A 20,374-nucleotide genomic window follows, 5' to 3' on the forward strand; every position below is an offset into this window, starting at 1 on the left:
ACGTCGACATGAACGGCAACCCGCGCCGGCCCCGCCCCAAGCAGCGCACCGGCGCCGCGGGCGGCGGGCAGGGTGGCGGCGCGTCGCGCCAGGCGGCCGGCTTCATCGGCCGCGCCTCCGGGCGGGCGAAGCCGGGCAGCGGCTCCAAGTCCGGCTCCAACTACGGCACCGGCCGCCAGCGCCGCCAGGGCGACTGACCGACCCGGCTCCCGACGGCCCGGCTCCCCTTCGAGGGGGAGCCGGGCCGTTCGCATGCGCCTCCGAGGTGCCGGCGCGGGCCGGTGGTTTCCGGACGGATCGTCCGGTGCCCCGGCCTGCGGGCGTTCTCGCGCATCCGTTCGTACCGGTGCCCGTCCGTGGACGGACCATTGGCGTGATCATCTCCCCCTCATGTTGACCGTGGCCGCACATCACCCCGAGGCTTCACGCGGCCCGCACAACCGGTACACCGTCATCACGGTTCCTGGACAGCGGGTCGACCGGTTCATCGTCCTCGGAAGGATCTTCCCGATGCGTCGTACCGCCGCGCTCCTCAGCAGCGCCGCCCTGCTGGGCGCCGCCGCCACCCTCGCCTCGCCCGCCACCGCCGCCCCGGCCGCGGGGAACTGCTACGCCTACACCGGCGGCTGGAACGCCTACGGCGTCTGCAGCGGCAGCGACCCGCTCCAGGGCTGGTACGTCAGTGCCACCTGTCGTTACTGGAACGCCGACCACACCGTGCAGTTCTCCCGGCCCACCAGCGGCGTCGTGGTGTTCGGCGACGGCACCTCGGTCGCCTCCTGCGGGATCAACGACACCGTGGAATTCCCGCGCGTCGTCTACGCCGGCCGCCTCCCCACCCAGCCCGCCGGTCCGGTCGGCCCGATCACCGGCTACGCGAGCAAGTGCGTGGACGTGAAGGGCGCCAGCAGCGCCGACCGCACCCCCGTCCAGATCTACGACTGCAACGGCACCAACGCCCAGCAGTGGAAGATCGCCGTGGACGGCACCGTCCGGGCCTTCAACAAGTGCCTGGACGTCTCCGGTGCGGGCACGGCCAACGGCACCAAGGTCCAGCTGTACACCTGCAACGGCACCGGCGCCCAGCAGTGGCAGGTCCGCGCGGACGGCTCGATCCTCAACCCGGTGTCCGGCCGCTGCCTCGACGACCTGGGCTTCTCCACGGAGAACGGCAACCAGCTCGGCATCTGGGACTGCAACGGCGCCGCCAACCAGGTCTGGCACGTCCCCGCCTGATCCGGTCCGTCGGTCGAGCCTCCCGCGCCACCACACCCTCACCCCTCAGGAGTTTTCCCGTGCGTCGTACCTTCGCCGTGTTCGCCACCGCCCTGCTCGCCGGGGCCGCAGCGCTCACCACCGCCCCGGCTGCCGGTGCCGCCGAGACCGCAGTGCCCGCGTCGTCCGCGCCCGCCGGCGTGCAGGCCGCCGTTCCGGCGGGCTGCACCCTCACCGAGGGCATGCGGGACGCCACCGGCACCTGCACGAGCATCGACCCGCTGCAGACCTGGCGGGTCAGTGCCATGTGCTACGGCTATGACGCCAACGGCGTCATCACCGTGACCGGGGCCATGAGCAACGGGTGGGTGACCGGCAACGGCATCGGCCGCGCGTTGTGCGGCGGCATGGAGACGATCTCGCAGGCGGGGATCACGTTCGGCCCCCCGCCCCTGTCCGGGCCGACCGGTCAGATCACCGGCTACGTGAACAAGTGCCTGGACGTGCGCGGCGGTTCCAGCAGCAACGGCACCCCGATCCAGATGTGGGACTGCCTGGGCAACGTCAACCAGAGCTGGCGGATCGCCTCCGACGGCACCATCCGCGCCGTCGGCAAGTGCCTGGACGTCCAGGGCGGACGCACCGGCAACGGCACGCCGGTGCAGATCTACGACTGCAACGGCACCGGCGCGCAGCAGTGGCGGACCCGGCCCGACGGCGCGATCGTCAACCCGCAGTCCGGCCGCGTCCTGGACGTCCGGGGCTACGACACCGCCAACGGCGCCCTGGTGCAGATCTATGACTTCGCCAACACCGCCAACCAGCTCTGGCACGCGCCCGCCTGATCCCGCCCTTCGGCACTACCCGAGCACGCCGCGGGCCAGCACGGCCAGGCCGGCGGCGATCCGCTCGGGGGTGATGCCGCGCTCCCGCTGGTGGCGGAAGAGCTCGGGGGCGAGCGGGGCGAGCAGCTGGTCGGCCAGGACCTCCGGGTCCGGCCGGCCGGCCTCGCGCACCAGGTGGGCGACGTGCAGCCGCCAGAAGGCGTGGGCGCCGGTCCGGTAGCGGGCCTCGCCGGTCTCGGCGCCGAGCACCAGGTGGACGTGGGTCTCCAGCAGCTCGACCATCGCCGCGTAGAAGGCGGCCAGCCGCTCGGCCGGGGCGGGACCGGATTCCTCGGTTTCGCCCGGGCCGAGCGGCGGGGCGCCGCGCAGCAGCCGTTCCTGCAGGGCGTGTTCGTGCTCGTCGAGCAGGGCGCGGGCGATCGAGGCGCGGTCGGGGTAGCGGCGGTAGAGCGTGCCGCGGCCGATGCCGGCGGCCCGGGCGATGTCGTCCATGGTGACGGCGGCCGGGTCGCCGGACGCGAAGAGCCGTTCGGCGGCGGCCAGCACCTTGGCCCGGTTGCGGGCGGCGTCGGCCCGTTCGCGGGGCGGCGGGCCGTCGGCGAGGGGGAGCTCGGTCGTCATGGGGAGCAACGGTAGAACGAAGGCACGCCCAAGGGAAGTGGACACACTGTCCGCTTCCCTTTATCGTTGGGTGCGTCGACAAGTGGACGCCATGTCCGCTTAAGTCGGCGCCACCGTCCCGCCCAGACCGCCCCGGGGGTTCACCGTGTCCCACCTCCTGCACCTCGACAGCAGCGCGCGCAGCGATTCCTTCTCCCGCCGCCTCGGCGCGGCCTTCGTCGGCGCCTGGCGCGATGCCGGCGGCGGCGAGGTCACCCACCGCGACCTCGCCGCCGACCCCGTCCCGCCGATCCGCGAGGGCTGGACCCGGATCTGCGACACCCTGCTGGGCGAAGGCATCACCGACATCGAGCGCTACGAGGAGGCCGTCCGCACCGAGGAGGAGCGCGAGGCGTGGGCGGTCGTCCGCCCCCTGCTCGATGAACTGGTCGCGGCCGACGTCGTGCTGATCGGCGCACCCATGTACAACTTCGGCGTCCCCGCCGCGCTCAAGGCCTGGATCGACCAGGTCACCTTCCCCAAGATGGTCCTCGCACCCCGCAAGCTCGTGGTCGTCGCCGGCCGCGGCGGCGCCTACGGCCCCGGCACCCCGCGCGAACCCTTCGACCACCACGGCCGCTACCTGCTCGACTTCTTCAACGGCCACTACGCCGTGGCGGACGGCGAGGTCGTCGCCGCCGAACTGGTCAACTCCCTGGTCGACCCCGCCCTCGCCGGGCGCCGCGACCAGCACGTCGACTCCTTCGCCGGTGCCGTGCTCCGGGCCGGGGAACTCGGCGGCAAGCTGGCCGGCCACCGCATCCCGAGGGAGGGCTGACCGCCGTGCCGTGGCTCTGGCTGCTGCTCGCCGGGGTGGTGGAGGTCGCCTGGGCGCAGTCGATCGAACCGACCCGAGGATTCACCCGCCTCCCGCAGAGCGCACTGTGTCTCGCCCTCATGCTCGGCGCGGTCTACCTGCTCTCCCGCGCCCTCCAGGACCTCCCGGTCGGCACCGGCTACGCCGTCTTCACCGGCATCGGCACCGTCGGAACCGTCCTGACCGCCCTCACCGTCCGCCACGAGGTCCCGTCCCCCACCACCTTCGCCGGCCTCGCCCTGATCACCACCGGCCTGGTCACGGTCCACCTGGGGTCGGCGGGCCACTGAAGTACGGTGGCATCCGTGGGCCGTCGACCCCCGAGCGGGGTTCGACGGCGCCGCTTCCTCATTCGACGGCGCCGCTTCCTCAGTCGGGCAGCAGTCGGAAGGCGGCGATGTGCCGAGGCCGGACGACGCTGAAATGCCGGCGGTCCAGCGTCGCGATCTCGGTCAGGCCGAGCCGCTCGGCGACGGCGACCACTGAAGCGTCCGCTGCGCCGAGCGGGAAATCGGCGTAGGTCTCGACGAGCTCGGCCATCCGGGTGAGATCGGCGTCGGTGATCTCGGTCTGACGCAGCTCCCCGGCCGCGACGGCCCGCAGGAAGGAGGCCTCGGCCTTGCTGCTCATGTCACGTTCGACGAGGTAGCACACCTCGGTGACCACATACGGGGTGACCAGCAGTTCGCCGGAGTAGCTGTCGAAGAACCGTGTGCACCGCACGTGGTTGGAGTCGGTGGCGGCGAGGGTGGCCACCAGAGGGCCGGTGTCGACCAGGATCACTCGTCGACTCCCCGGAGCTCGGACCGGATGATCCGCTTGGCCTCGGAACCGAGGTCGGGGTTGGCACTCACTCCTATACCGGTGAAGCTCAGCCGATGGCGTGGCGGAGCCTCGCCCTCGCCCACCAGGCGGAGGGCGTGGCGGCGAACTTCCTCGGCCTGCTCCGGGTCCAGCCGGTCGATGAGGTCATGGAGCTCGGGATAGTGGTCGTGGGCGACGCTCATGGCCTCACGATACTGCCGTCGGGGCCGGGCCCGGGGCCCGTTCAGGCCGTGAGGGCCCGGGGGGCTCCGGTCGCTGTGCCGGTCGCCACGCGGGCCTCGTCGTAGCGGGTGAGGAGGAGGCGGGCGAGGTCGGGGGTGGGGGCGAGGACGGCGGCGAGGTGGTCGGCGGCGGCCTCGGTGGCGGCCTCGGCGATGCGGTCGGGGAGCCGGCCGGGGGCGAGCAGGTAGGGGGAGACGGCGACCCGCTCGACGGCCGGGTCGCGGCGCAGGGCGGCGACGGCCTCGGGGACGCGGGGTCCGCCGGCGGAGGCGTAGGCGACCTCGACGGCGGCCCAGCCGCGGGTGCGGCGCCAGTCGGAGGCGACCGCCCTGGTGGCGGCGTCGGCGGCCGGGTCGGAGGAGCCGGCGGCGGCGAGGACGACACCGGTGCGGGCGCGGGCGGCGGGGGAGGTGAGTTCCGGCGCGGCCTCGGTGAGCCGGCGGTCGAGTGCGGCGAGCAGCAGCGGCGACGGCCCCAGCACGTCCGCGAGCGGCAGGTCGGCGCCGGCCGTGCGGAGGGCGGCGGGGATGTCGTGCTTGGCGTGGAAGGCCCGGTTGAGCAGCAGCGGGACGGCGATCGTGGCGCGGTCGAGCCGGTCCACCACCTGCGGGATGCGCGGTGCGCAGTGGTCCAGGTAGGCGGTGGCCACTTCGAGGCCGGGGCGCAGCCGGTGCAGCAGCGAGACCAGGGCGGCCACCGCGGCGGCGTGCCGGGGGTCGCGGCTGCCGTGGGCGATCAGCAGCAGGGCGGGGCTGCCCGCCGCCACCGGGGTGGCGGGGGCGGCGGACAGCCGTCGTTCGGTCATGCGGGGGGCCTCACTTGACGGCGGCCAGCAGGCCGCGGTTGCGCAGGACCCGGCGCTCGACCGGGGTGAAGACCAGCAGTTCGATGGCGATGCCGACGAACAGGATCAGGATGATGCCGAGCAGGACGCCCGCCATGTCGGAGAACTCGCGCTGGTTCTCCAGGAACCGGCCGAGGCCGAGGCCCAGGTCGGGGGAGGAGGCGACGAGTTCGGCGGCCATCAGCGAGCGCCAGGAGAAGGCCCAGCCCTGCTTGAGTCCGGCGAGGTAGCCGGGCAGCGCGGCGGGGAGCAGGATGTGCCGGGCCCCGGCCAGGCCGGTGGCGCCGATGGTGCGGCCGGCCCGCAGGAACAGCGGCGGCACCTGGTCGATGCCGGCGACCAGGCCGTTGGCGATCGAGGGGACGGCGCCGAGCAGGATGACGGCGTACATCATCGAGTCGTTGATGCCGAGCCAGATGACGGCGGCCGGCACCCAGGCGACCGAGGGCAGCGACTGGAGGCCGGAGAGGACCGGGCCGACCGCGGCGCGCACCGGCCTGACCCGGGAGACGAGCAGGCCGATCGGGGTGCCGATGAGGAGTGCGACCACGAAGCCGGACAGGCCGCGCCAGACGCTGGTCCAGATGATCGAGAACAGCGTGCCCTGGTACCAGAGGTCCTCGGCGGCCCGCCAGACGTCCAGCGGGCTGGGGAGCTTGTACGCGGAGGTGATGTGCATGCTGTAGGCGCCCTGCCAGAGGGCCAGCACCAGGAGGACGCCGAGCAGCGGCGGCAGGACCTTCTGCCGCAGCGTCTCGGCGGTGGAGCTGCGCTGGGTGACGACCGCGTCCAGGGCGTCCAGCCCGGCCTCGACGCCGGCGAAGTCGGCGACGGTACCGCCGGGGCCCGGCCCGGCCTTGGTGGTGATGTCAGTGCTGGCCATGGCGGCGGATCTCCCCACGCAGTTCTTCGGTGATCTCGATGGACAGGTCCGCCACGCCGGTGGACTCGATCCGGCGGGGCTGCGGGAGGTCGATCGTCCACTCCCGGGCGACCCGCCCGGGGCGGGAGGAGAGCAGCACCACGCGCTGGGCGAGCCGGACGGCCTCCCGCACGTTGTGGGTGACGAAGAGGACCGACAGCTTCTGCTCGGCCCAGATCCGGGTGATCTCGTTGTGCAGGACGTCGCGGGTGATGGCGTCGAGGGCGGCGAACGGCTCGTCCATGAGCAGCACCTGGCTGCCCTGGGCGAGAGCGCGGGCCATCGCGACGCGCTGGCGCATGCCGCCGGACAGCTCGTGCACCCGCTTGCCGTAGGAGCCCTGGAGCCGGACGAGTTCGAGCAGGCGCTCGGCCTCGGGGCGGCGTTCGGCGCGGGCCGTGCCGGCGAGCTTGAGGGCGAGTTCGATGTTCTTGCCGGCGGTGAGCCAGGGGAAGAGCGCGTGCTCCTGGAACATCAGCGCGGGGCGTCCGCCGGGGACCTCGATGCTGCCCGCGGTGGGCTTGTCGAGGCCGGCGACCAGGTTGAGCAGGGTGGACTTGCCGCAGCCCGAGGCGCCGAGCAGCGTGACGAACTCGCCGGGGGCGACGTCGAGGGTGATGTCGTCCAGGACGTGGGTCTGCGCGCCGGGGCGGCCGAAGGTCTTGTGCACGTGCGAGATCCGGACGGCGGGGGCACCGTCGAGGGTGCCGACGCCGTTGGCGTCGTTCGAGGTGGTCAGTGCCGGGCTCATTCCGGGCACCTCCTGCGTGGTTGGTCTGGCATCTGGCGACGAGGGAGCGGGGCCGGGGTCCGGGCCCCGCCCGGCCGTGCTCGGGGCATCGAGCGGGCAACGGACGGACGGGCGGGGGCCGGACCTCGGGGTTCGGGAGCGGTACTGCGGTACGGCGGGCGCTACTTGGCGCCGAGGCCGGCGTCCGCGACGGGGCTCTGCCCCTTCTCCTTCAGCACCTTGTTGAGCAGGGTGAGGTCGTAGATGCCGTTCAGGTTCGGCTTCTTGAGCAGACCCGCGGTGACCGCGTTGTCCGCCTCGGTCTGCAGGGTGGAGGCCAGCGGGTCGTCCAGGAAGTCGATGTCGGCCCAGGCCGGGTCGAGGATGGCGGGCTCCAGGGCGTTGCCGGCCTCCTTCTTGATCGCCTCGTTGGCGGTGGCCTTGGCCTTGTCCGGGTTGGCCTTGATGTAGGCGTTGGTGCTCACCGAGCCGCGCAGGACGGCCTCGACCACATCGGCGTGCTCGGAGAGGAACTTCTGCGAGACGATGATGTTGGTGATCACGAACTTCCGGTCCGGCCAGATGTCCTTCTCGTTGAGGAGGACCTTCGCCCCGAGGGTGACCAGCTTGGAGGCGGTCGGCTCGGGCACCCAGGCGGCGTCGATGGAGCCCTGCTTGTAGGCGTCCGGGGTGACCTTGTTGTCGGAGCGGACCACGCTGACGTCGCCGGCGCCGGACTGGGCGTCGACCTTGAAGCCCTTGCCGGCCAGGTAGTTGAGCAGCGCCACGTCCTGGGTGTTGCCCAGCTGCGGGGTGGCGATCTTCTTGCCCTTGAGGTCGTCCAGCGAGGTGATCTTGTCCGGGTTGGCCACCAGCTTGACCCCGCCGGAGGCCGAACCGCCGATGATCTTCAGCGACTTGCCCTCGGACTTGGTGAAGCCGTTGATCGCCGGGGAGGGGCCGATCCAGCCGATGTCGATGGAGCCGGCGTTGAGCGCCTCGATCTCGGCCGGGCCCGCGTTGAAGACCTGGGTCTTGATCTGGGTGGAGCCCAGCTCCTTCTGGAATATGCCGTCCTGGAGGCCGACCAGCGGGGTGCCGTGGGTGAGGTTGGCGAAGTAGCCGATCCGCACGGTGTCGGCGGAGAGCTTGGCCGCGGTTCCGGTGGAGGCGGAATCACCGGCGGGGGCCGCGGTGTTGGTCTTCTTGTCGTCGTTCTTGGCGCCGTAGCTGCACGCGGAGAGCAGCGTGACGGCGGTGAGGCCGGCCACGGCGGCCACGGCGGAGCGTCTGATCCGGCCGGCGAGGGGGCGAGTGCTCGGATGCGGGTCGTGGCCGTGCGACAGTGCCTGGTTCGGTGCCATGGTGAGTCCTGTTCGCGGACGGACCGTCAGGAAGCGGTCTCGGGGCGGAAGTTCGGTCAAGGTTGTGCTTGCGGCACCGTGCGGGGTGCCGGGCAAGCCGGGCCGGCCTGCGGTCGGGGCAGTCGGCCCGGTGACAGGGCGCTTCTCAGCCCTGTCGGCCCGCACATCGCGTCAGGCCGCCCTGGCCGCTGCCGAGGACGCCGCTGCCGATGCGGCCGCCTTCCTTGTCCATGCCCGAGAACGCCTCGCTGGGCATCAGACCCAGTCCTCCTCGTCGGGTTCGCTGTCGTCGGTGCCGGTGCTGCCGGCGGTTCCGAAGGCCTCGCCCGCCATGCCGGCGGTGAGGGTGGTGCCGTCGGCCGGGTCGATCAGCAGGAACGATCCGGTCCGGCGGTTGGCGGTGTAGTCGTCGAGCGCCAGCGGCTCGGCGGTGCGCAGCACCACATGGCCGATGTCGTTGACGTTCAGGCCGTCGGCGCCGGAGCGCCGCTCCAGCGTGTCGATGTCGATCCGGTAGCCGATCTCCTTGACCAGCGCCCGGACGGTGCGGGTGGTGTGCTTGAGCAGCACCTTGTCGCCGGCCCGCAGCGGACGCTCGTTGAGGTGGCTGACGGTGGCCTCGATGTCCTTGGTGGGGACGGGGGCCGGGCCGGCCGCGATGAGGTCGCCGCGGGAGATGTCGATGTCGTCGGCCAGCCGCACGGTGACCGACTGGGGGGTCCAGGCGATGTCCGTGGCGCGGCCGAGCACGTCGATACCGGTGACGGTGGTGGTGTGGCCGGAGGGCAGCACGGTGACCGGGTCGCCGACCCGCAGCACGCCGGAGGCCAGCTGGCCCGCGTAGCCGCGGTAGTCCGGGTGCTCCTCGGTCTGCGGGCGGATCACGTACTGGACCGGGAATCGGGTCGGTTCGGCGCTCGGGTCGCTGCCGACCGGGACCGTCTCCAGGTGCTCCAGCAGGGTCGGGCCGCCGTACCAGTCCATGTGCGCGGAGGGTTCGACGACGTTGTCCCCGGCGAGTGCGGAGATCGGGACGGCGAGCACGTCCCCGATGCCGAGCGAGGCCGCGTAGGCGGTGAACTCGGCGGCGATGGCGGCGAAGACCGGCTCCGCGTAGTCGACCAGGTCCATCTTGTTGACGGCCAGCACGACGTGCGGCACCCGCAGCAGGGCGGCGACGGCGGCGTGCCGGCGGGTCTGCTCGACCACGCCGTTGCGGGCGTCGACCAGGACGACGGCCAGCTCGGCGGTGGAGGCGCCGGTCACCATGTTCCGGGTGTACTGCACGTGCCCGGGGGTGTCGGCGAGGATGAACCGCCGCCGGGGGGTGGCGAAGTAGCGGTAGGCGACGTCGATGGTGATGCCCTGCTCGCGCTCGGCGCGCAGGCCGTCGGTGAGCAGCGCCAGGTCGGGCGTCTCCTGGCCGCGGCTGAGGGAGACCCGCTCGACGGCCTCCAACTGGTCGGCGAGCACCGACTTGGAGTCGTGCAGCAGCCGACCGACCAGGGTGGACTTCCCGTCGTCGACGGAGCCGGCGGTGGCGAAGCGCAGCAGCGAGGTGGCGGTGCCGGTCTGGGTCGTGCCGGTCGGGGTGGTGCTCATTAGAAGTATCCCTCGCGCTTGCGGTCTTCCATCGCGGCCTCGGAGAGCTTGTCGTCGGCCCGGGTGGCGCCGCGCTCGGTGAGGCGGCTGGCGGCGATCTCGGTGATGACGGCCCGGATGGTGGCGGCGTCGGAGTCGACGGCGCCGGTGCAGGACATGTCGCCGACGGTGCGGTAGCGGATCAGCCGCCGCTCGACCGGCTCGTCGTCCCTGGGCCCGCCCCACTCGCCGGCGGTCAGCCACATGCCGCCGCGGGCGAAGACGTCGCGCTCGTGGGCGTAGTAGATCTCGGGGAGTTCGATGGACTCGCGCTCGATGTACTGCCAGACGTCCAGCTCGGTCCAGTTGGAGAGCGGGAAGACGCGCACGTGCTCGCCGACGGCGTGCCGGCCGTTGTAGAGCGACCACAGCTCGGGGCGCTGGCGGCGCGGGTCCCAGGCGCCGAACTCGTCCCGGAGCGAGAAGACGCGCTCCTTGGCGCGGGCCTTCTCCTCGTCGCGGCGGCCGCCGCCGAAGACGGCGTCGAAGCGGCCCTTCTCGATGGCGTCGAGCAGGGGGACGGTCTGCAGCGGGTTGCGGGTGCCGTCCGGGCGCTCGCGCAGCACGCCCCGGTCGATGAAGTCCTGCACCGAGGCGACGTGCAGCCGCAGGTTGTGCTCGGCCGCCACGCGGTCCCGGTAGTCGATGACCTCGGGGAAGTTGTGGCCGGTGTCGACGTGCAGCAGCGAGAACGGGATCGCGGCCGGCCGGAAGGCCTTGAGCGCCAGGTGCAGCATGACGATGGAGTCCTTGCCGCCGGAGAACAGGATCACCGGGCGCTCGAACTCCCCCGCGACCTCGCGGAAGATGTGCACCGACTCGGCCTCCAGCGCGTCCAGGTGGGACAGCGTGAAAGGCCCCCCTGAATTCCGGTCGGGGTCGTCAGTACGGAGCAGGCTGTCCGTCGCGGTGGTCATGCCAGGCCCCTCTCGGTCAGGAAGACGTGCAGTTCGGCGGCGGAGTCGGCCACCTCGCGCCCCTGGGTCTGCAGCCGCAGCTCCGGGTTCTCCGGAGCCTCGTACGGGTCGTCGACACCGGTCAGGCCGGAGATCTCGCCGGCCGCCTGCTTCGCGTACAGCCCCTTGACGTCGCGCTCGGCGCAGAGCTCGACCGGGGTGGCGACGTGGATCTCCAGGAACGCGGTGCCGTTGGCGGTGTGCCGCTCGCGGACCGCCGCGCGGGAGTCCGCGAACGGGGCGATCACCGGGGCGAGCACCTTGACGCCGTTGGCGGCGAGCTTCTCGGCGACGAAGCCGATCCGGGTGACGTTGGTGTGGCGGTCCTCGCGGCTGAAGCCGAGGCCCTTGGAGAGGAACTCGCGGATCTCGTCGCCGTCCAGGACCTCGACCTTGTGGCCCTCGGCGCGCAGCCGGTCGGCCAGGGCGAAGGCGAGCGTGGTCTTGCCCGCGCTCGGGAGCCCGGTCAGCCACACGGTGGCGCCGCGCTCGCAGGGGCCGGCCGCGGGGGCCGCCTCTGCGGCTCCGGCGGCGGCCGAGGTGTCGGCTGTGGTCACGGTGGAAGTCCTTAGAACGGGGGTCGACGGTGGGTCTGCGGGATTCTGCGGGGTGCTGCTCGGTGCCGGGTCTAGAGGTGGATGCCGCACTCGGTCTTGCCGGAGCCGGACCAGCGGCCCGCCCTGGCGTCCTCGCCCTCGCCCGGCTTGCGGGTGCAGGAGAGCGGCGAGCAGCCGATCGAGGTGTAGCCCTCCCACAGCAGCGGGTTGAGCAGCACGCCGTTGGCGTTGACGTAGGCGTCCACGTCCTCCTGCGTCCAGCGGGCGATCGGGGCGATCTTGACCTTGCCGCGCCGGGGGTCCCAGGAGACCACCGGGGTGTTCGCGCGGGTCGGCGACTCGTCGCGGCGCAGTCCGGTGGCCCAGGCGTCGTAGCCGCCGAGGCCGCGGTTCAGCGGCTCGACCTTCCGCAGCGCGCAGCACTGGTCCGGGTCGCGGTCGTGCAGCTCCGGCCCGTACCGGGCGTCCTGCTCGGCCACGGTCAGCGCCGGGGTGAGCGTGATGACGTTGACCGGCATGGTCGCGGCGACCGCGTCCCGGGTGCCGATGGTCTCCGCGAAGTGGTAGCCGGTGTCCAGGAACACCACGTCCACCCCGGGGAACACCGAGGAGGCCAGGTGGGCGACGACCGCGTCCTCCATCGAGGAGGTGACGCAGAAGCGCTTCCCGAAGGTGTCGGCGGCCCAGCGCAGGATCTCCTGCGGCTCGGCCTCCTCCAGCTCGCGGCCGGCCCTGGTGGCCAGCTCCTCGAAGTCAGTCGTCGTGCCGGTCACTCCGGTTACCCCCATTGCTCGGTGACAGCAGGCCGAGGAACTTCAACTGGAAGGCCCGGCGGCATCCGTGGCATTCCCAGGCGCCGTGCCCGGCCTCGGACGGACGCAGGTCCTCGTCCCCGCAGTACGGGCAGAAGAAGGGGGCGGCACGCTCGCTCATGCGCCCACCTCGCTGCGCTCGGCGGTCGCTTCGCGAAACGCGCACCTGTTAATGGTTCGCTCGCTCCGCTCACTCACGACAGCTGCTCCTCGCTGGCCCGGGCCGCCCACTGGGCGAAGCGCTCGCCCTCGGTGCGGTTCTCCTGGTACCGGGTCAGGACGCGCTCGACGTAGTCGGGCAGGCCGTCCTTGGTGACCTTGAGGCCGCGGACCTTGCGGCCGAAGCCGGCCTCCAGTCCGAGCGCGCCGCCCAGGTGCACCTGGTAGCCCTCGACCTGGTCGCCGTGCTCGTCCGTCACCAGCTGGCCCTTGAGACCGATGTCCGCGACCTGGATGCGGGCGCAGGCGTTCGGGCAGCCGTTGATGTTGATGGTCAGCGGCTCGGCGAACTCGGGCAGCCGCTGCTCCAGCTCGTCGATGAGGGTGCGGCCGCGCTCCTTGGTCTCGACGATGGCGAGCTTGCAGTACTCGATGCCGGTGCAGGCCATGGTGCCGCGGCGGAACGGCGAGGGGGTGACCCGCAGGTCCAGTGCCTCCAGGCCGGCCACCAGGGACTCGACCCGGTCCTCGGGGATGTCGAGCACGATCATCTTCTGCTCGGCGGTGGTGCGCAGCCGGTCGCTGCCGTGGGCCTCGGCGAGGTCGGCGATCTGCCCGAGCAGCTTGCCGTCGACCCGGCCGACCCGGGGCGCGAAGCCGACGTAGTAGCGGCCGTCCTTCTGCCGGTGCACACCGACGTGGTCGCGCCAGCGGCCGCTCGGCTCCGCCGGGGCGGGGCCGTCGACCAGCCGGTACTTGAGGTACTCGTCCTCCAGCACCTGGCGGAACTTCTCGGTGCCCCAGTCGGCGACCAGGAACTTCAACCGGGCGCGGTTGCGCAGCCGGCGGTAGCCGTAGTCGCGGAAGATGCCGATGACGCCGCCGTAGACGTCGGCGACCTCGTCGAGCGGGACCCAGGCGCCGAGCCGGACGCCGAGCTTGGGGTTGGTGGACAGGCCGCCGCCGACCCAGAGGTCGAAGCCGGGGCCGTGCTCGGGGTGGACCACGCCGACGAAGGCGATGTCGTTGATCTCGTGGGCGACGTCCAGGAGCGGCGAGCCGGAGACGGCGGACTTGAACTTGCGCGGCAGGTTGGAGAAGTCCTTGTTGCCGATGAAGCGGCGCTGGATCTCGTCGATGGCGGGCGTGCCGTCGATGATCTCGTCCTCGGCGATGCCGGCCACCGGGGAGCCGAGGATGACGCGCGGGGTGTCGCCGCAGGCCTCGGTGGTGGACAGGCCGACGGCCTCCAGCTTCTGCCAGATCGCCGGGACGTCCTCGATCCGGATCCAGTGGTACTGGACGTTCTGCCGGTCGGTCAGGTCGGCGGTGTTGCGGCCGTACTCCTCGGAGACCTCGGCGATGGCGCGCAGCTGGGCGACCGTCAGCCGACCGCCGTCGATCCGGACCCGGAGCATGAAGTACTCGGCGTCGAGCTCGTGCGGGTCCAGGATCGCGGTCTTGCCGCCGTCGATGCCCTCCTTGCGCTGGGTGTACAGCCCCCACCAGCGCATCCGGCCGCGCAGGTCGGCCGGGTCGATCGAGTCGAAGCCCCGCTGGGAGTAGATCGTCTCAATACGTGTCCGCACATTGAGACCGTCGTCGTCCTTCTTGAACTGCTCGTTGGCGTTCAAGGGGGTGAAGTGACCCATGCCCCACTGGCCCTCGCCGCGGTGACGGGTCACCTTGCGAGCCGCGGCGGGGCGGCGCGCCGGGGCGCTCTCGGCCGTGGGCTCGGCGGTCTCGGGGGTGGTGGCCATGGTGAAGTCCTTCGGGGCAGGTGGCTCTGACGCCGGGTTGGTCGCGGGGTGTGCTCGACCCGGCGAAGCTGCTGTGACCTGCGGGTTTCTCAGGACCGGGGGAGCATTCGCGGCGGCCGGGCGGGCGCCTGCGCATCCGCTTCGACGGGGATGGCGGTGAGGTGGCGCCGGGTGCGGTGGGAGGCGGCGGGGTTGGGCTCAGGTCACCGGACAGATGGCGCTGGACACGCGAAGGAGATCGACGTGAAGTCGACCTACTAGGGTGGTTCCGGCGCTCGGCATGGCAAGAGATTCGCACGGAGCACGACTCGCGGTCCACTAACGTCCGTATTTTGGACCTTGTAGTTTCGGATCGCGAGATGCTGGAGCGTTCCCGCCGCTCCCGCCGACCGGGCCCCGGATCCCCTTCTTTTCCGCGCTCGCGCGCCGCCCGCGTACCGCCCGCGCGCCGCCCGTGTCGCGCCCGTGCCCCGGGAGAGCGGCCGACCGGCCCGGGCCCGATAACGTTGGCCCTGTGCAAGCAGCAGGCGAAACGACCCGGTCGGCCCCCGAGCGCCCCTCCCGTCGTCGGGGCAAGGGATCCCGGCGGGCGGCCAAGCAGGCCACCTGGCGGACCACCGTCTGGGCGCTGGTCAGGGACACCACCAACACCTGCGTCGAGTACCGGGTCACCGGACTCGCCGCGGAGGCGGCGTTCTTCACCCTTCTCTCCATCCCGCCGCTGCTGCTCTGCCTGGCCGGCACGCTCGGCTACCTCGACGACTTCCTCGGCGCGGGCACCATCGACAAGCTGAAGGCCGACATCGTCAAGGCGGCCGGCACGGTGCTCTCGGACTCCTCCATCACCGAGGTCGTCCAGCCGCTGCTCCGCCAGGTCTTCGACCAGACCAGGCCGGACCTCATCTCGATCGGCTTCCTGCTGTCGCTCTGGTCCGGATCCCGGGCGCTCTACATCTTTATCGACACCATCACGGTGATGTACGGGCTCGACGGCAAGCGCGGCATCGTCAAGACCCGGCTGATGTCGCTCGGCCTCTACCTCGGCGCGCTGGTGATCGGCTCGCTGGTGCTGCCGCTGCTGATGGCCGGGCCCGGGCTGGTGACCAATGCCGTGCCGGAGAGCGGCGGGTTGATCGACGCCGCCTACTGGCCGTTCGCGATCCTGCTGCTGATCGTCTCGCTGACGACGCTGTACCACCTGGCGGTACCGGTCTCCACGCCCTGGCGCGAGGACATCCCCGGCGCGCTGGTCGCCCTGGTGGTGCTGGTCTTCTGCAGCGTCGCGCTCCGCCTCTACCTGGTCAGCTCGATCGAGGGCCACTCGGTGTACGGCTCGCTGGCCGCGCCGGTGGCCGTGCTGCTGTGGATCTTCGTGGTCGCGCTCGCGGTGCTCATCGGCGCCGCCATGAACGCGGCCATAGACCGCCGCTGGCCCACCCTGGAGACCGCCGACGCCCGCGCCGAGAACGAGCGCGCGCACGAGGAGGCCGCCGCCGCCGTGGTCCGCGAGGTGGCCGCCCGGCGCGCCGTCGAACGGGCCCGCCGGGCACGCGAGCTGGGCCTCGCCGAGGGCGGCGAGGAGGAGTACTGGGAGGAGGACGGCGAGGACGCCGACGTGCCCTCCGAGTACCCCGAGCGGTGGGCCGACGTGCTCGCGGCGGACAACGTCCGCGGCCGGATCACGGCGCGCGGCGGCGGTCCGCACCACCGGCCGGCCCCGCCGCCGCCGGACAGCGACCGGCCCACCGCGCCGCCGCCCGAGTACCCGCTGCCGAGCCGCCCGCCGAGCCCGCCGTGGGACCGGCGGTGAGCTCCGGGGCGTGCGGAACCGCAGGTGGCGTGCGGAACCGCAGGTGAAAAACCGGTTGGCAGGGCCGGAGGGGCCCGCTAGCGTGTGAGCGTCCGGTTCGGGCGGCGTGGTGCGCCGTCCGAGGAGAGAAAGCAGGAGGTGAGTCTCGTGGCCACGATTGCCATGACGGCTGCCCTGGGCAGCGACCGCATTCACCTCTCCCTGCCGGCCGCCGGCTGACGTAGCCCTTCGCGCACGCAGCCGCAGCAGCCCGGCGGGATCACTTTCCTCCCGAAGGGCCCACTGCGTTGTTCAACGCTGCCTCCGTTCCGTCCTCCTCTTCTTCCTTCCGCTCCACCGCCTTCGTCGACGGCGACGGTTCCGAGCCTGCCGAGGCCGCCGGGTCGCTGGCCGGCTACGGCTGGACCACCGCGCTCGACGAGCTGTTCGCGCCGCTGGCCGAGGCCGGGCTGGTCCCGGCCCGGATCGTCCGGATCGACCGGGGCCGGTGCGACGCCGTCCTCGTCGACCCCGGGACGGGCGAACTCCGCACCGTCCGGGCCGACACCCGGCAGGTCGGCGACGCCGACATGATCAACTGCCCGTGCACCGGGGACTGGGTCGCCGTCGACCTCTCGCCCGGGCTGCCCATGCCCGCGGTCGCGGCCCTGCTGCCGCGCTCCACCGCGATCATCCGCAAGGTCGCGGGCAAGCGCTCCGACGGCCAGGTGCTGGCGGCCAACGTCGACACCGTGGTGATCGCCGCCTCGCTCGCCGCCGAGCCCGACCTCGGCCGGATCGAGCGCTTCCTCGCCCTCGCCTGGGAGTCCGGTGCCGAGCCGCTGGTCGTGCTCACCAAGGCCGACCTGGTCGACGACGCCGACTTCATCCGCTCCGACGTCGAGGCCGCCGCGCCCGGCGTCACCGTCCTGGTGGTCAGCGCCGAGACGGGCGAGGGGATCGACGTGCTGCGCGCCTGCACGCCCGGCACCACCGCCGTGCTCGGCCAGTCCGGCGTCGGCAAGTCCACCCTCACCAATGTGCTCGCCGGCGTCGATGTGATGACCGTCCAGGCCGCCCGGGCGGGCGACCAGAAGGGCCGGCACACCACGACCACCCGTGAGCTTGTCCTGCTGCCCGGCGGCGGGGTGCTGATCGACACCCCCGGCCTGCGCGAGGTCGGCCTCTACGGCGGCGAGGGCGTGGCACTCGCCTTCGCCGACATCGAGGAGCTGGCCGAGGGGTGCCGCTTCCACGACTGCCACCACGCCGGCGAGCCCGGCTGCGCGGTGCGGGCCGCGCTGGAGGACGGCTCGCTGCCCGAGCGCCGGATGGACAGCTATCTCAAGCTCCAGCGGGAGAACGAGTGGATCGCCTCCCGCTCGGACGCCCGGCTCGCCTCCGAGCGGTTGAAGAAGTGGAAGACCATCACCAAGTCGATGCGCGCCACGGGAGGCCCGGTGAAGCGCTGACACCGGGCCGCTGCCCGTCCGGCTGCCCGTCCGGCCCGCTACCGCTACCGGTGGCGGGCCGGGGCGGGCGGCCGATGGCCGTTCAGCGGAAGTCGGCGACCAGCCGGAACCGCTCCAGGATCACCCGGGTGTCGTCCTCCACGGTGAAGTCCGGGTCGCCGAGCACCGCGCGCAGCTCGTCGCTGTGCCAGAACCGCTCGTGCCCGGCCCGCCACTCGGCGACCGTCGTGTAGCCCTCGCCCTCGTCGAGGGCGTGCTGCAGGTCGACCTCGTCGAGCCGGACGATCCGGACCTCGGAGATCTCGGTCACCGCGACGATCCGTCCGGCCGAGTCCACCACGGCGCCCCTGGTCCCGACCAGCGGCACCGGCTCGTCCTCGGCCTCGTACTGGGTGACCAGACCGGTGGTGCTGGTCTTGGCCCCGGACAGCACGGCGCCGACCAGTCGGTCCCGCAGCGGGCCGGGGAAGGCGAACTGCTCGACGCGCAGGGCGGCGACCCGGGGGTCGTCCGGGCCGGAGTAGGGCTGCTCGGACACGGGATCTCCTGTCGGTCGGGGTACGGCGGGTGGGTCGGGGCATGCCGGGGCCGTCGGTCGGGTCGGGGCACGCCGGAGCACCGCCCGGGCGGACCGCTGGGCAGGCTATCCGGCCGGAGCGGGCGCGGGCTCCTGGTTTTCCGCCTGCCCGGGTGCCCGGCGGTGCGGCCGACGCCCATGTCCGATTCCCGCCGGTCGAGGCCCCTCCGGTGCCGCAGACTGGACAGCGTGATCGACGACGACATCCGGTACCGCGCGGTGGACAGCCGGGACGCCCGCTTCGACGGCGTCTTCTTCACGGCCGTCACCTCGACCGGCATCTACTGCCGGCCGAGCTGCCCGGCCGTGACCCCGAAGCGCGTCAACTGCACCTTCTACCCCAGCGCCGCCGCCGCCCAGCACGCCGGCTTCCGGGCCTGCCGCCGCTGCCGCCCCGACTCCGTCCCCGGCTCGCCGGAGTGGAACCACCGCGCCGACCTGGTCGGCCGGGCCATGCGGCTGATCGGCGACGGAGTGGTGGACCGCGAGGGCGTGGCCGGGCTGGCCGACCGCCTCGGCTACAGCTCCCGCCAGCTCCAGCGCCAGCTCACCGCCGAACTCGGCGCCGGCCCGATCGCGCTGGCCCGCGCCCGCCGCGCCCAGACCGCCCGGCTGCTGCTCCAGACCACCGGGCTGCCGGTCACCGAGATCGCGTTCGCGGCCGGCTTCGCCTCCGTCCGGCAGTTCAACGACACCGTGCGCGAGATCTACGACCGCACCCCGAGCGGGCTGCGCGCCGAGGTCGCGGCCGGCCGGCGCGGCGCGACCCCGGCCGGCGGCCTCGCCCTGCGGCTCGCCTACCGGGGCGCCCTGGACAGTGACCACCTGATCGACTTCCTCGCCCTGCGGGCCGTCCCCGGCGTGGAGGAGGTCGTGCCCGGCCCGGGCCCCGGCGTGCGGACCTACCGCCGCACCCTCGCGCTCCCGTACGGCACCGGCATCGCCGAGGTGGACGGCCTGGGCACCGACCGGCCGGCCACCCGGGGGTGGCTCGACTGCCGGCTGTTCCTCACCGACCTGCGCGACCTGCCGACCGCCGTCCAGCGCCTGCGGGTCCTGTTCGACCTGGACGCCGACCCGGTCGCGGTCGACGAGCAGCTCGGCACCGACCCGCGTCCGGGCCCGCCCCGGGCTGCGCTCGCCCGGCCATGTCGACCCGCACGAACTGGCCGTGCGCGCCGTCCTCGGCCAGCAGGTCACCGTCGGCGCGGCCCGCACCCTGGCCGGCCGGCTGGCCGAGAAGTACGGCACCGAGCTGCCCGAACCCAGCGGCGGACTGCGGCTGCTCTTCCCCACCGCCGCCGCCCTGGCCACCGCCGACCCGGAGGACTTCGCGATGCCGGCCGCCCGGCGCCGCGCGCTCACCGGCCTGTGCGCCGCCCTCGCCGAGGGCGCCGTCCGGCTCGACGGCGGCGTCGACCGGGAGGAGGCGGCCGCCCAGCTGCTCGCCCTGCCCGGCATCGGCCCGTGGACCGTCGGCTACCTGCGGATGCGCGCGCTCGCCGACCCCGACGTCTTCCTCCCGAGCGACATCGGCGTCAAGCACGGACTGCTCCGGCTCGGCGCCCCGGGGGACCCGAAGTCCGCCGCCCTCGCGGCCGGCGCCTGGGCCCCCTGGCGCTCCTATGCCGTGCACCGCCTCTGGGCGGCCCCGGCCGACGACCTCAGCACCCGAACGGAGAACACCCCCGCATGAGCACCACCGTCTTCACCTTCATGGAGAGCCCCTTCGGCCGGCTGATGCTGAGCGGCGTCCTGCCGGAGGACGGCGGGCCGGCCGGGCTCGCCACCGTCACCGCCCCCGGCCAGAAGTACGCGCTCGCCGAGCCGGCCGACGACTGGGTCTACGACCCGGACGCGCTCGCGGCACCGGCCACCCAGCTCACCGAGTACTTCGCGGGCCGGCGCACCACCTTCGACCTGCCGTTCGCCCCGGTCGGCACCGACTTCCGCAGGCGGGTCTGGGCGGCGCTCGACCGGATCCCGTACGGGGAGACCGTCACCTACGGGCAGCTCGCCGACCTGGCCGGCGAGTCCCCGCGCGCCGTCCGCGCGGTCGGTGGCGCGGTCGGCGCCAACCCGTTGCTGATCGTCCGCCCCTGCCACCGCGTCGTCGGTGCCAACGGCGCCCTCACCGGCTTCGCCGCCGGGGTCGACCGCAAGCGCTGGCTGCTCGACCTGGAGGGCGGCACCAGCCTCTTCTGAGC

At 72.9% G+C, this 20,374-nt stretch carries 22 protein-coding genes and 2 pseudogenes; 9 read left to right on the forward strand and 15 right to left on the reverse strand.

The features are described from left to right. The 3 genes and pseudogenes from VR45_RS10275 to VR45_RS10285 all read left to right on the forward strand — a co-directional run. Positions 1–197, forward strand: a pseudogene (locus VR45_RS10275) (hypothetical protein); the annotation flags it as partial. 313 nt (positions 198–510) lie between these two features. Beyond that, positions 511–1,236, forward strand: a complete 726-nt coding sequence (locus VR45_RS42180) for a ricin-type beta-trefoil lectin domain protein (protein WP_052708981.1) — start codon at positions 511–513, stop codon at positions 1,234–1,236. 59 nt (positions 1,237–1,295) lie between these two features. Beyond that, positions 1,296–2,060 (forward strand): RICIN domain-containing protein, encoded by a 765-nt coding sequence (locus VR45_RS10285; RefSeq protein WP_052708982.1) that lies wholly within the window; start codon positions 1,296–1,298, stop codon positions 2,058–2,060. A gap of 15 nt (positions 2,061–2,075) precedes the next feature. Here VR45_RS10285 and VR45_RS10290 read toward each other — a convergent pair whose 3' ends face one another. After that, positions 2,076–2,681, reverse strand: a complete 606-nt coding sequence (locus VR45_RS10290) for a TetR/AcrR family transcriptional regulator (protein WP_045939385.1) — start codon at positions 2,679–2,681, stop codon at positions 2,076–2,078. 145 nt (positions 2,682–2,826) lie between these two features. Between VR45_RS10290 and VR45_RS10295 the strand changes: the two genes are divergently transcribed. Together VR45_RS10295 and VR45_RS10300 are read left to right on the forward strand one after the other, a co-directional pair. After that, positions 2,827–3,498 (forward strand): NAD(P)H-dependent oxidoreductase, encoded by a 672-nt coding sequence (locus VR45_RS10295; protein ID WP_045939386.1) that lies wholly within the window; start codon positions 2,827–2,829, stop codon positions 3,496–3,498. 5 nt (positions 3,499–3,503) lie between these two features. Beyond that, positions 3,504–3,827 (forward strand): multidrug efflux SMR transporter, encoded by a 324-nt coding sequence (locus VR45_RS10300; protein WP_045939387.1) that lies wholly within the window; start codon positions 3,504–3,506, stop codon positions 3,825–3,827. A 79-nt stretch (positions 3,828–3,906) separates the two neighbouring features. Here the strand turns inward: VR45_RS10300 and VR45_RS10305 are convergent, their stop codons facing one another. The 13 genes from VR45_RS10305 to VR45_RS50525 all read right to left on the reverse strand — a co-directional run bounded on the left by VR45_RS10305 (position 3,907) and on the right by VR45_RS50525 (position 14,611). Further along, positions 3,907–4,320: a PIN domain-containing protein gene (locus tag VR45_RS10305; RefSeq protein WP_045939388.1), complete on the reverse strand. Its 414-nt coding sequence runs from the start codon at positions 4,318–4,320 to the stop codon at positions 3,907–3,909. Then, a complete protein-coding gene (locus VR45_RS10310; RefSeq protein WP_045939389.1) occupies positions 4,317–4,544 on the reverse strand; it encodes a hypothetical protein in 228 nt (75 codons plus the stop codon). The genes VR45_RS10305 and VR45_RS10310 overlap by 4 nt, the downstream gene beginning before the upstream one ends. 41 nt (positions 4,545–4,585) lie before the next feature. Continuing rightward, complete coding sequence (locus VR45_RS10315; protein WP_045939390.1) at positions 4,586–5,389, reverse strand: CbiX/SirB N-terminal domain-containing protein; 804 nt, start codon at positions 5,387–5,389, stop codon at positions 4,586–4,588. A 10-nt stretch (positions 5,390–5,399) separates the two neighbouring features. Then, entirely contained in the window at positions 5,400–6,311 is a 912-nt protein-coding gene (locus tag VR45_RS10320) for an ABC transporter permease (protein ID WP_045939391.1), read from the reverse strand. After that, positions 6,298–7,101, reverse strand: a complete 804-nt coding sequence (locus VR45_RS10325; RefSeq protein WP_045939392.1) for an ABC transporter ATP-binding protein — start codon at positions 7,099–7,101, stop codon at positions 6,298–6,300. Before VR45_RS10325 ends, VR45_RS10320 begins: the two co-directional genes overlap by 14 nt. Positions 7,102–7,262: 161 nt before the next feature. Further along, complete coding sequence (locus VR45_RS10330; protein WP_045939393.1) at positions 7,263–8,444, reverse strand: aliphatic sulfonate ABC transporter substrate-binding protein; 1,182 nt, start codon at positions 8,442–8,444, stop codon at positions 7,263–7,265. A 255-nt stretch (positions 8,445–8,699) separates the two neighbouring features. Beyond that, positions 8,700–10,046: a GTP-binding protein gene (locus VR45_RS10340; RefSeq protein WP_045939394.1), complete on the reverse strand. Its 1,347-nt coding sequence runs from the start codon at positions 10,044–10,046 to the stop codon at positions 8,700–8,702. Continuing rightward, the gene (gene cysD / locus VR45_RS10345) at positions 10,046–11,002 is read right to left on the reverse strand and encodes a sulfate adenylyltransferase subunit CysD (protein WP_045939395.1); all 957 of its coding nucleotides are present in this window, start codon (positions 11,000–11,002) and stop codon (positions 10,046–10,048) included. The genes VR45_RS10340 and cysD overlap by 1 nt, the downstream gene beginning before the upstream one ends. Continuing rightward, positions 10,999–11,598 (reverse strand): adenylyl-sulfate kinase, encoded by a 600-nt coding sequence (gene cysC, locus VR45_RS10350; protein WP_286163161.1) that lies wholly within the window; start codon positions 11,596–11,598, stop codon positions 10,999–11,001. The genes cysD and cysC overlap by 4 nt, the downstream gene beginning before the upstream one ends. A gap of 71 nt (positions 11,599–11,669) precedes the next feature. Further along, positions 11,670–12,371 (reverse strand): phosphoadenylyl-sulfate reductase, encoded by a 702-nt coding sequence (locus VR45_RS10355; protein ID WP_234325918.1) that lies wholly within the window; start codon positions 12,369–12,371, stop codon positions 11,670–11,672. Next, a complete protein-coding gene (locus VR45_RS10360) occupies positions 12,352–12,531 on the reverse strand; it encodes a hypothetical protein (protein WP_030391290.1) in 180 nt (59 codons plus the stop codon). The genes VR45_RS10355 and VR45_RS10360 overlap by 20 nt, the downstream gene beginning before the upstream one ends. Positions 12,532–12,604: 73 nt before the next feature. After that, entirely contained in the window at positions 12,605–14,329 is a 1,725-nt protein-coding gene (locus VR45_RS10365; protein ID WP_045939397.1) for a nitrite/sulfite reductase, read from the reverse strand. A 198-nt stretch (positions 14,330–14,527) separates the two neighbouring features. Then, entirely contained in the window at positions 14,528–14,611 is an 84-nt protein-coding gene (locus VR45_RS50525) for a putative leader peptide (RefSeq protein WP_310593185.1), read from the reverse strand. Between the two features lie 232 nt (positions 14,612–14,843). Between VR45_RS50525 and VR45_RS10370 the strand changes: the two genes are divergently transcribed. After that, positions 14,844–16,139, forward strand: a complete 1,296-nt coding sequence (locus VR45_RS10370) for a YihY/virulence factor BrkB family protein (RefSeq protein WP_078896391.1) — start codon at positions 14,844–14,846, stop codon at positions 16,137–16,139. Between the two features lie 386 nt (positions 16,140–16,525). Further along, on the forward strand, positions 16,526–17,590 hold the full coding sequence (gene rsgA / locus VR45_RS10375) for a ribosome small subunit-dependent GTPase A (protein WP_045939413.1): 1,065 nt from the start codon (positions 16,526–16,528) through the stop codon (positions 17,588–17,590). 82 nt (positions 17,591–17,672) lie between these two features. On the opposite strand, the gene VR45_RS10380 is transcribed toward rsgA, so the two are convergent. Further along, positions 17,673–18,080 carry an ASCH domain-containing protein gene (locus VR45_RS10380; protein ID WP_045939414.1) on the reverse strand — a complete coding sequence of 136 codons (408 nt, stop codon included), beginning with the start codon at positions 18,078–18,080 and terminating at the stop codon, positions 17,673–17,675. Positions 18,081–18,305: 225 nt separating this feature from the next. Between VR45_RS10380 and VR45_RS10385 the strand changes: the two are divergent. Both VR45_RS10385 and VR45_RS10390 read left to right on the forward strand, forming a co-directional pair. Continuing rightward, positions 18,306–19,863 (forward strand): annotated as a pseudogene (locus VR45_RS10385) (Ada metal-binding domain-containing protein). Next, positions 19,860–20,372, forward strand: coding sequence for a methylated-DNA--[protein]-cysteine S-methyltransferase (locus tag VR45_RS10390; protein ID WP_045939398.1), 513 nt, complete (start codon positions 19,860–19,862; stop codon positions 20,370–20,372). Before VR45_RS10385 ends, VR45_RS10390 begins: the two are co-directional and overlap by 4 nt. Positions 20,373–20,374: the final 2 nt, after the last annotated feature.

It is taken from the genome of Streptomyces sp. NRRL S-495, from assembly GCF_000966955.1.
Lineage (GTDB): Bacteria > Actinomycetota > Actinomycetes > Streptomycetales > Streptomycetaceae > Kitasatospora > Kitasatospora purpeofusca.

Coding starts and splice junctions, on each gene's coding strand:
- VR45_RS10330 (WP_045939393.1), bottom strand. CDS start 8,444: ATGGCACCGAACCAGGCACTGTCGCACGGCCACGACCCGCATCCGAGC.
- VR45_RS50525 (WP_310593185.1), bottom strand. CDS start 14,611: ATGCCGAGCGCCGGAACCACCCTAGTAGGTCGACTTCACGTCGATCTC.
- VR45_RS10320 (WP_045939391.1), bottom strand. CDS start 6,311: ATGGCCAGCACTGACATCACCACCAAGGCCGGGCCGGGCCCCGGCGGT.
- VR45_RS10325 (WP_045939392.1), bottom strand. CDS start 7,101: ATGAGCCCGGCACTGACCACCTCGAACGACGCCAACGGCGTCGGCACC.
- cysD (WP_045939395.1), bottom strand. CDS start 11,002: ATGACCACCGCGACGGACAGCCTGCTCCGTACTGACGACCCCGACCGG.
- VR45_RS10310 (WP_045939389.1), bottom strand. CDS start 4,544: ATGAGCGTCGCCCACGACCACTATCCCGAGCTCCATGACCTCATCGAC.
- VR45_RS10290 (WP_045939385.1), bottom strand. CDS start 2,681: ATGACGACCGAGCTCCCCCTCGCCGACGGCCCGCCGCCCCGCGAACGG.
- VR45_RS10365 (WP_045939397.1), bottom strand. CDS start 14,329: ATGGCCACCACCCCCGAGACCGCCGAGCCCACGGCCGAGAGCGCCCCG.
- VR45_RS42180 (WP_052708981.1), top strand. CDS start 511: ATGCGTCGTACCGCCGCGCTCCTCAGCAGCGCCGCCCTGCTGGGCGCC.
- VR45_RS10315 (WP_045939390.1), bottom strand. CDS start 5,389: ATGACCGAACGACGGCTGTCCGCCGCCCCCGCCACCCCGGTGGCGGCG.
- VR45_RS10340 (WP_045939394.1), bottom strand. CDS start 10,046: ATGAGCACCACCCCGACCGGCACGACCCAGACCGGCACCGCCACCTCG.
- VR45_RS10390 (WP_045939398.1), top strand. CDS start 19,860: ATGAGCACCACCGTCTTCACCTTCATGGAGAGCCCCTTCGGCCGGCTG.
- VR45_RS10360 (WP_030391290.1), bottom strand. CDS start 12,531: ATGAGCGAGCGTGCCGCCCCCTTCTTCTGCCCGTACTGCGGGGACGAG.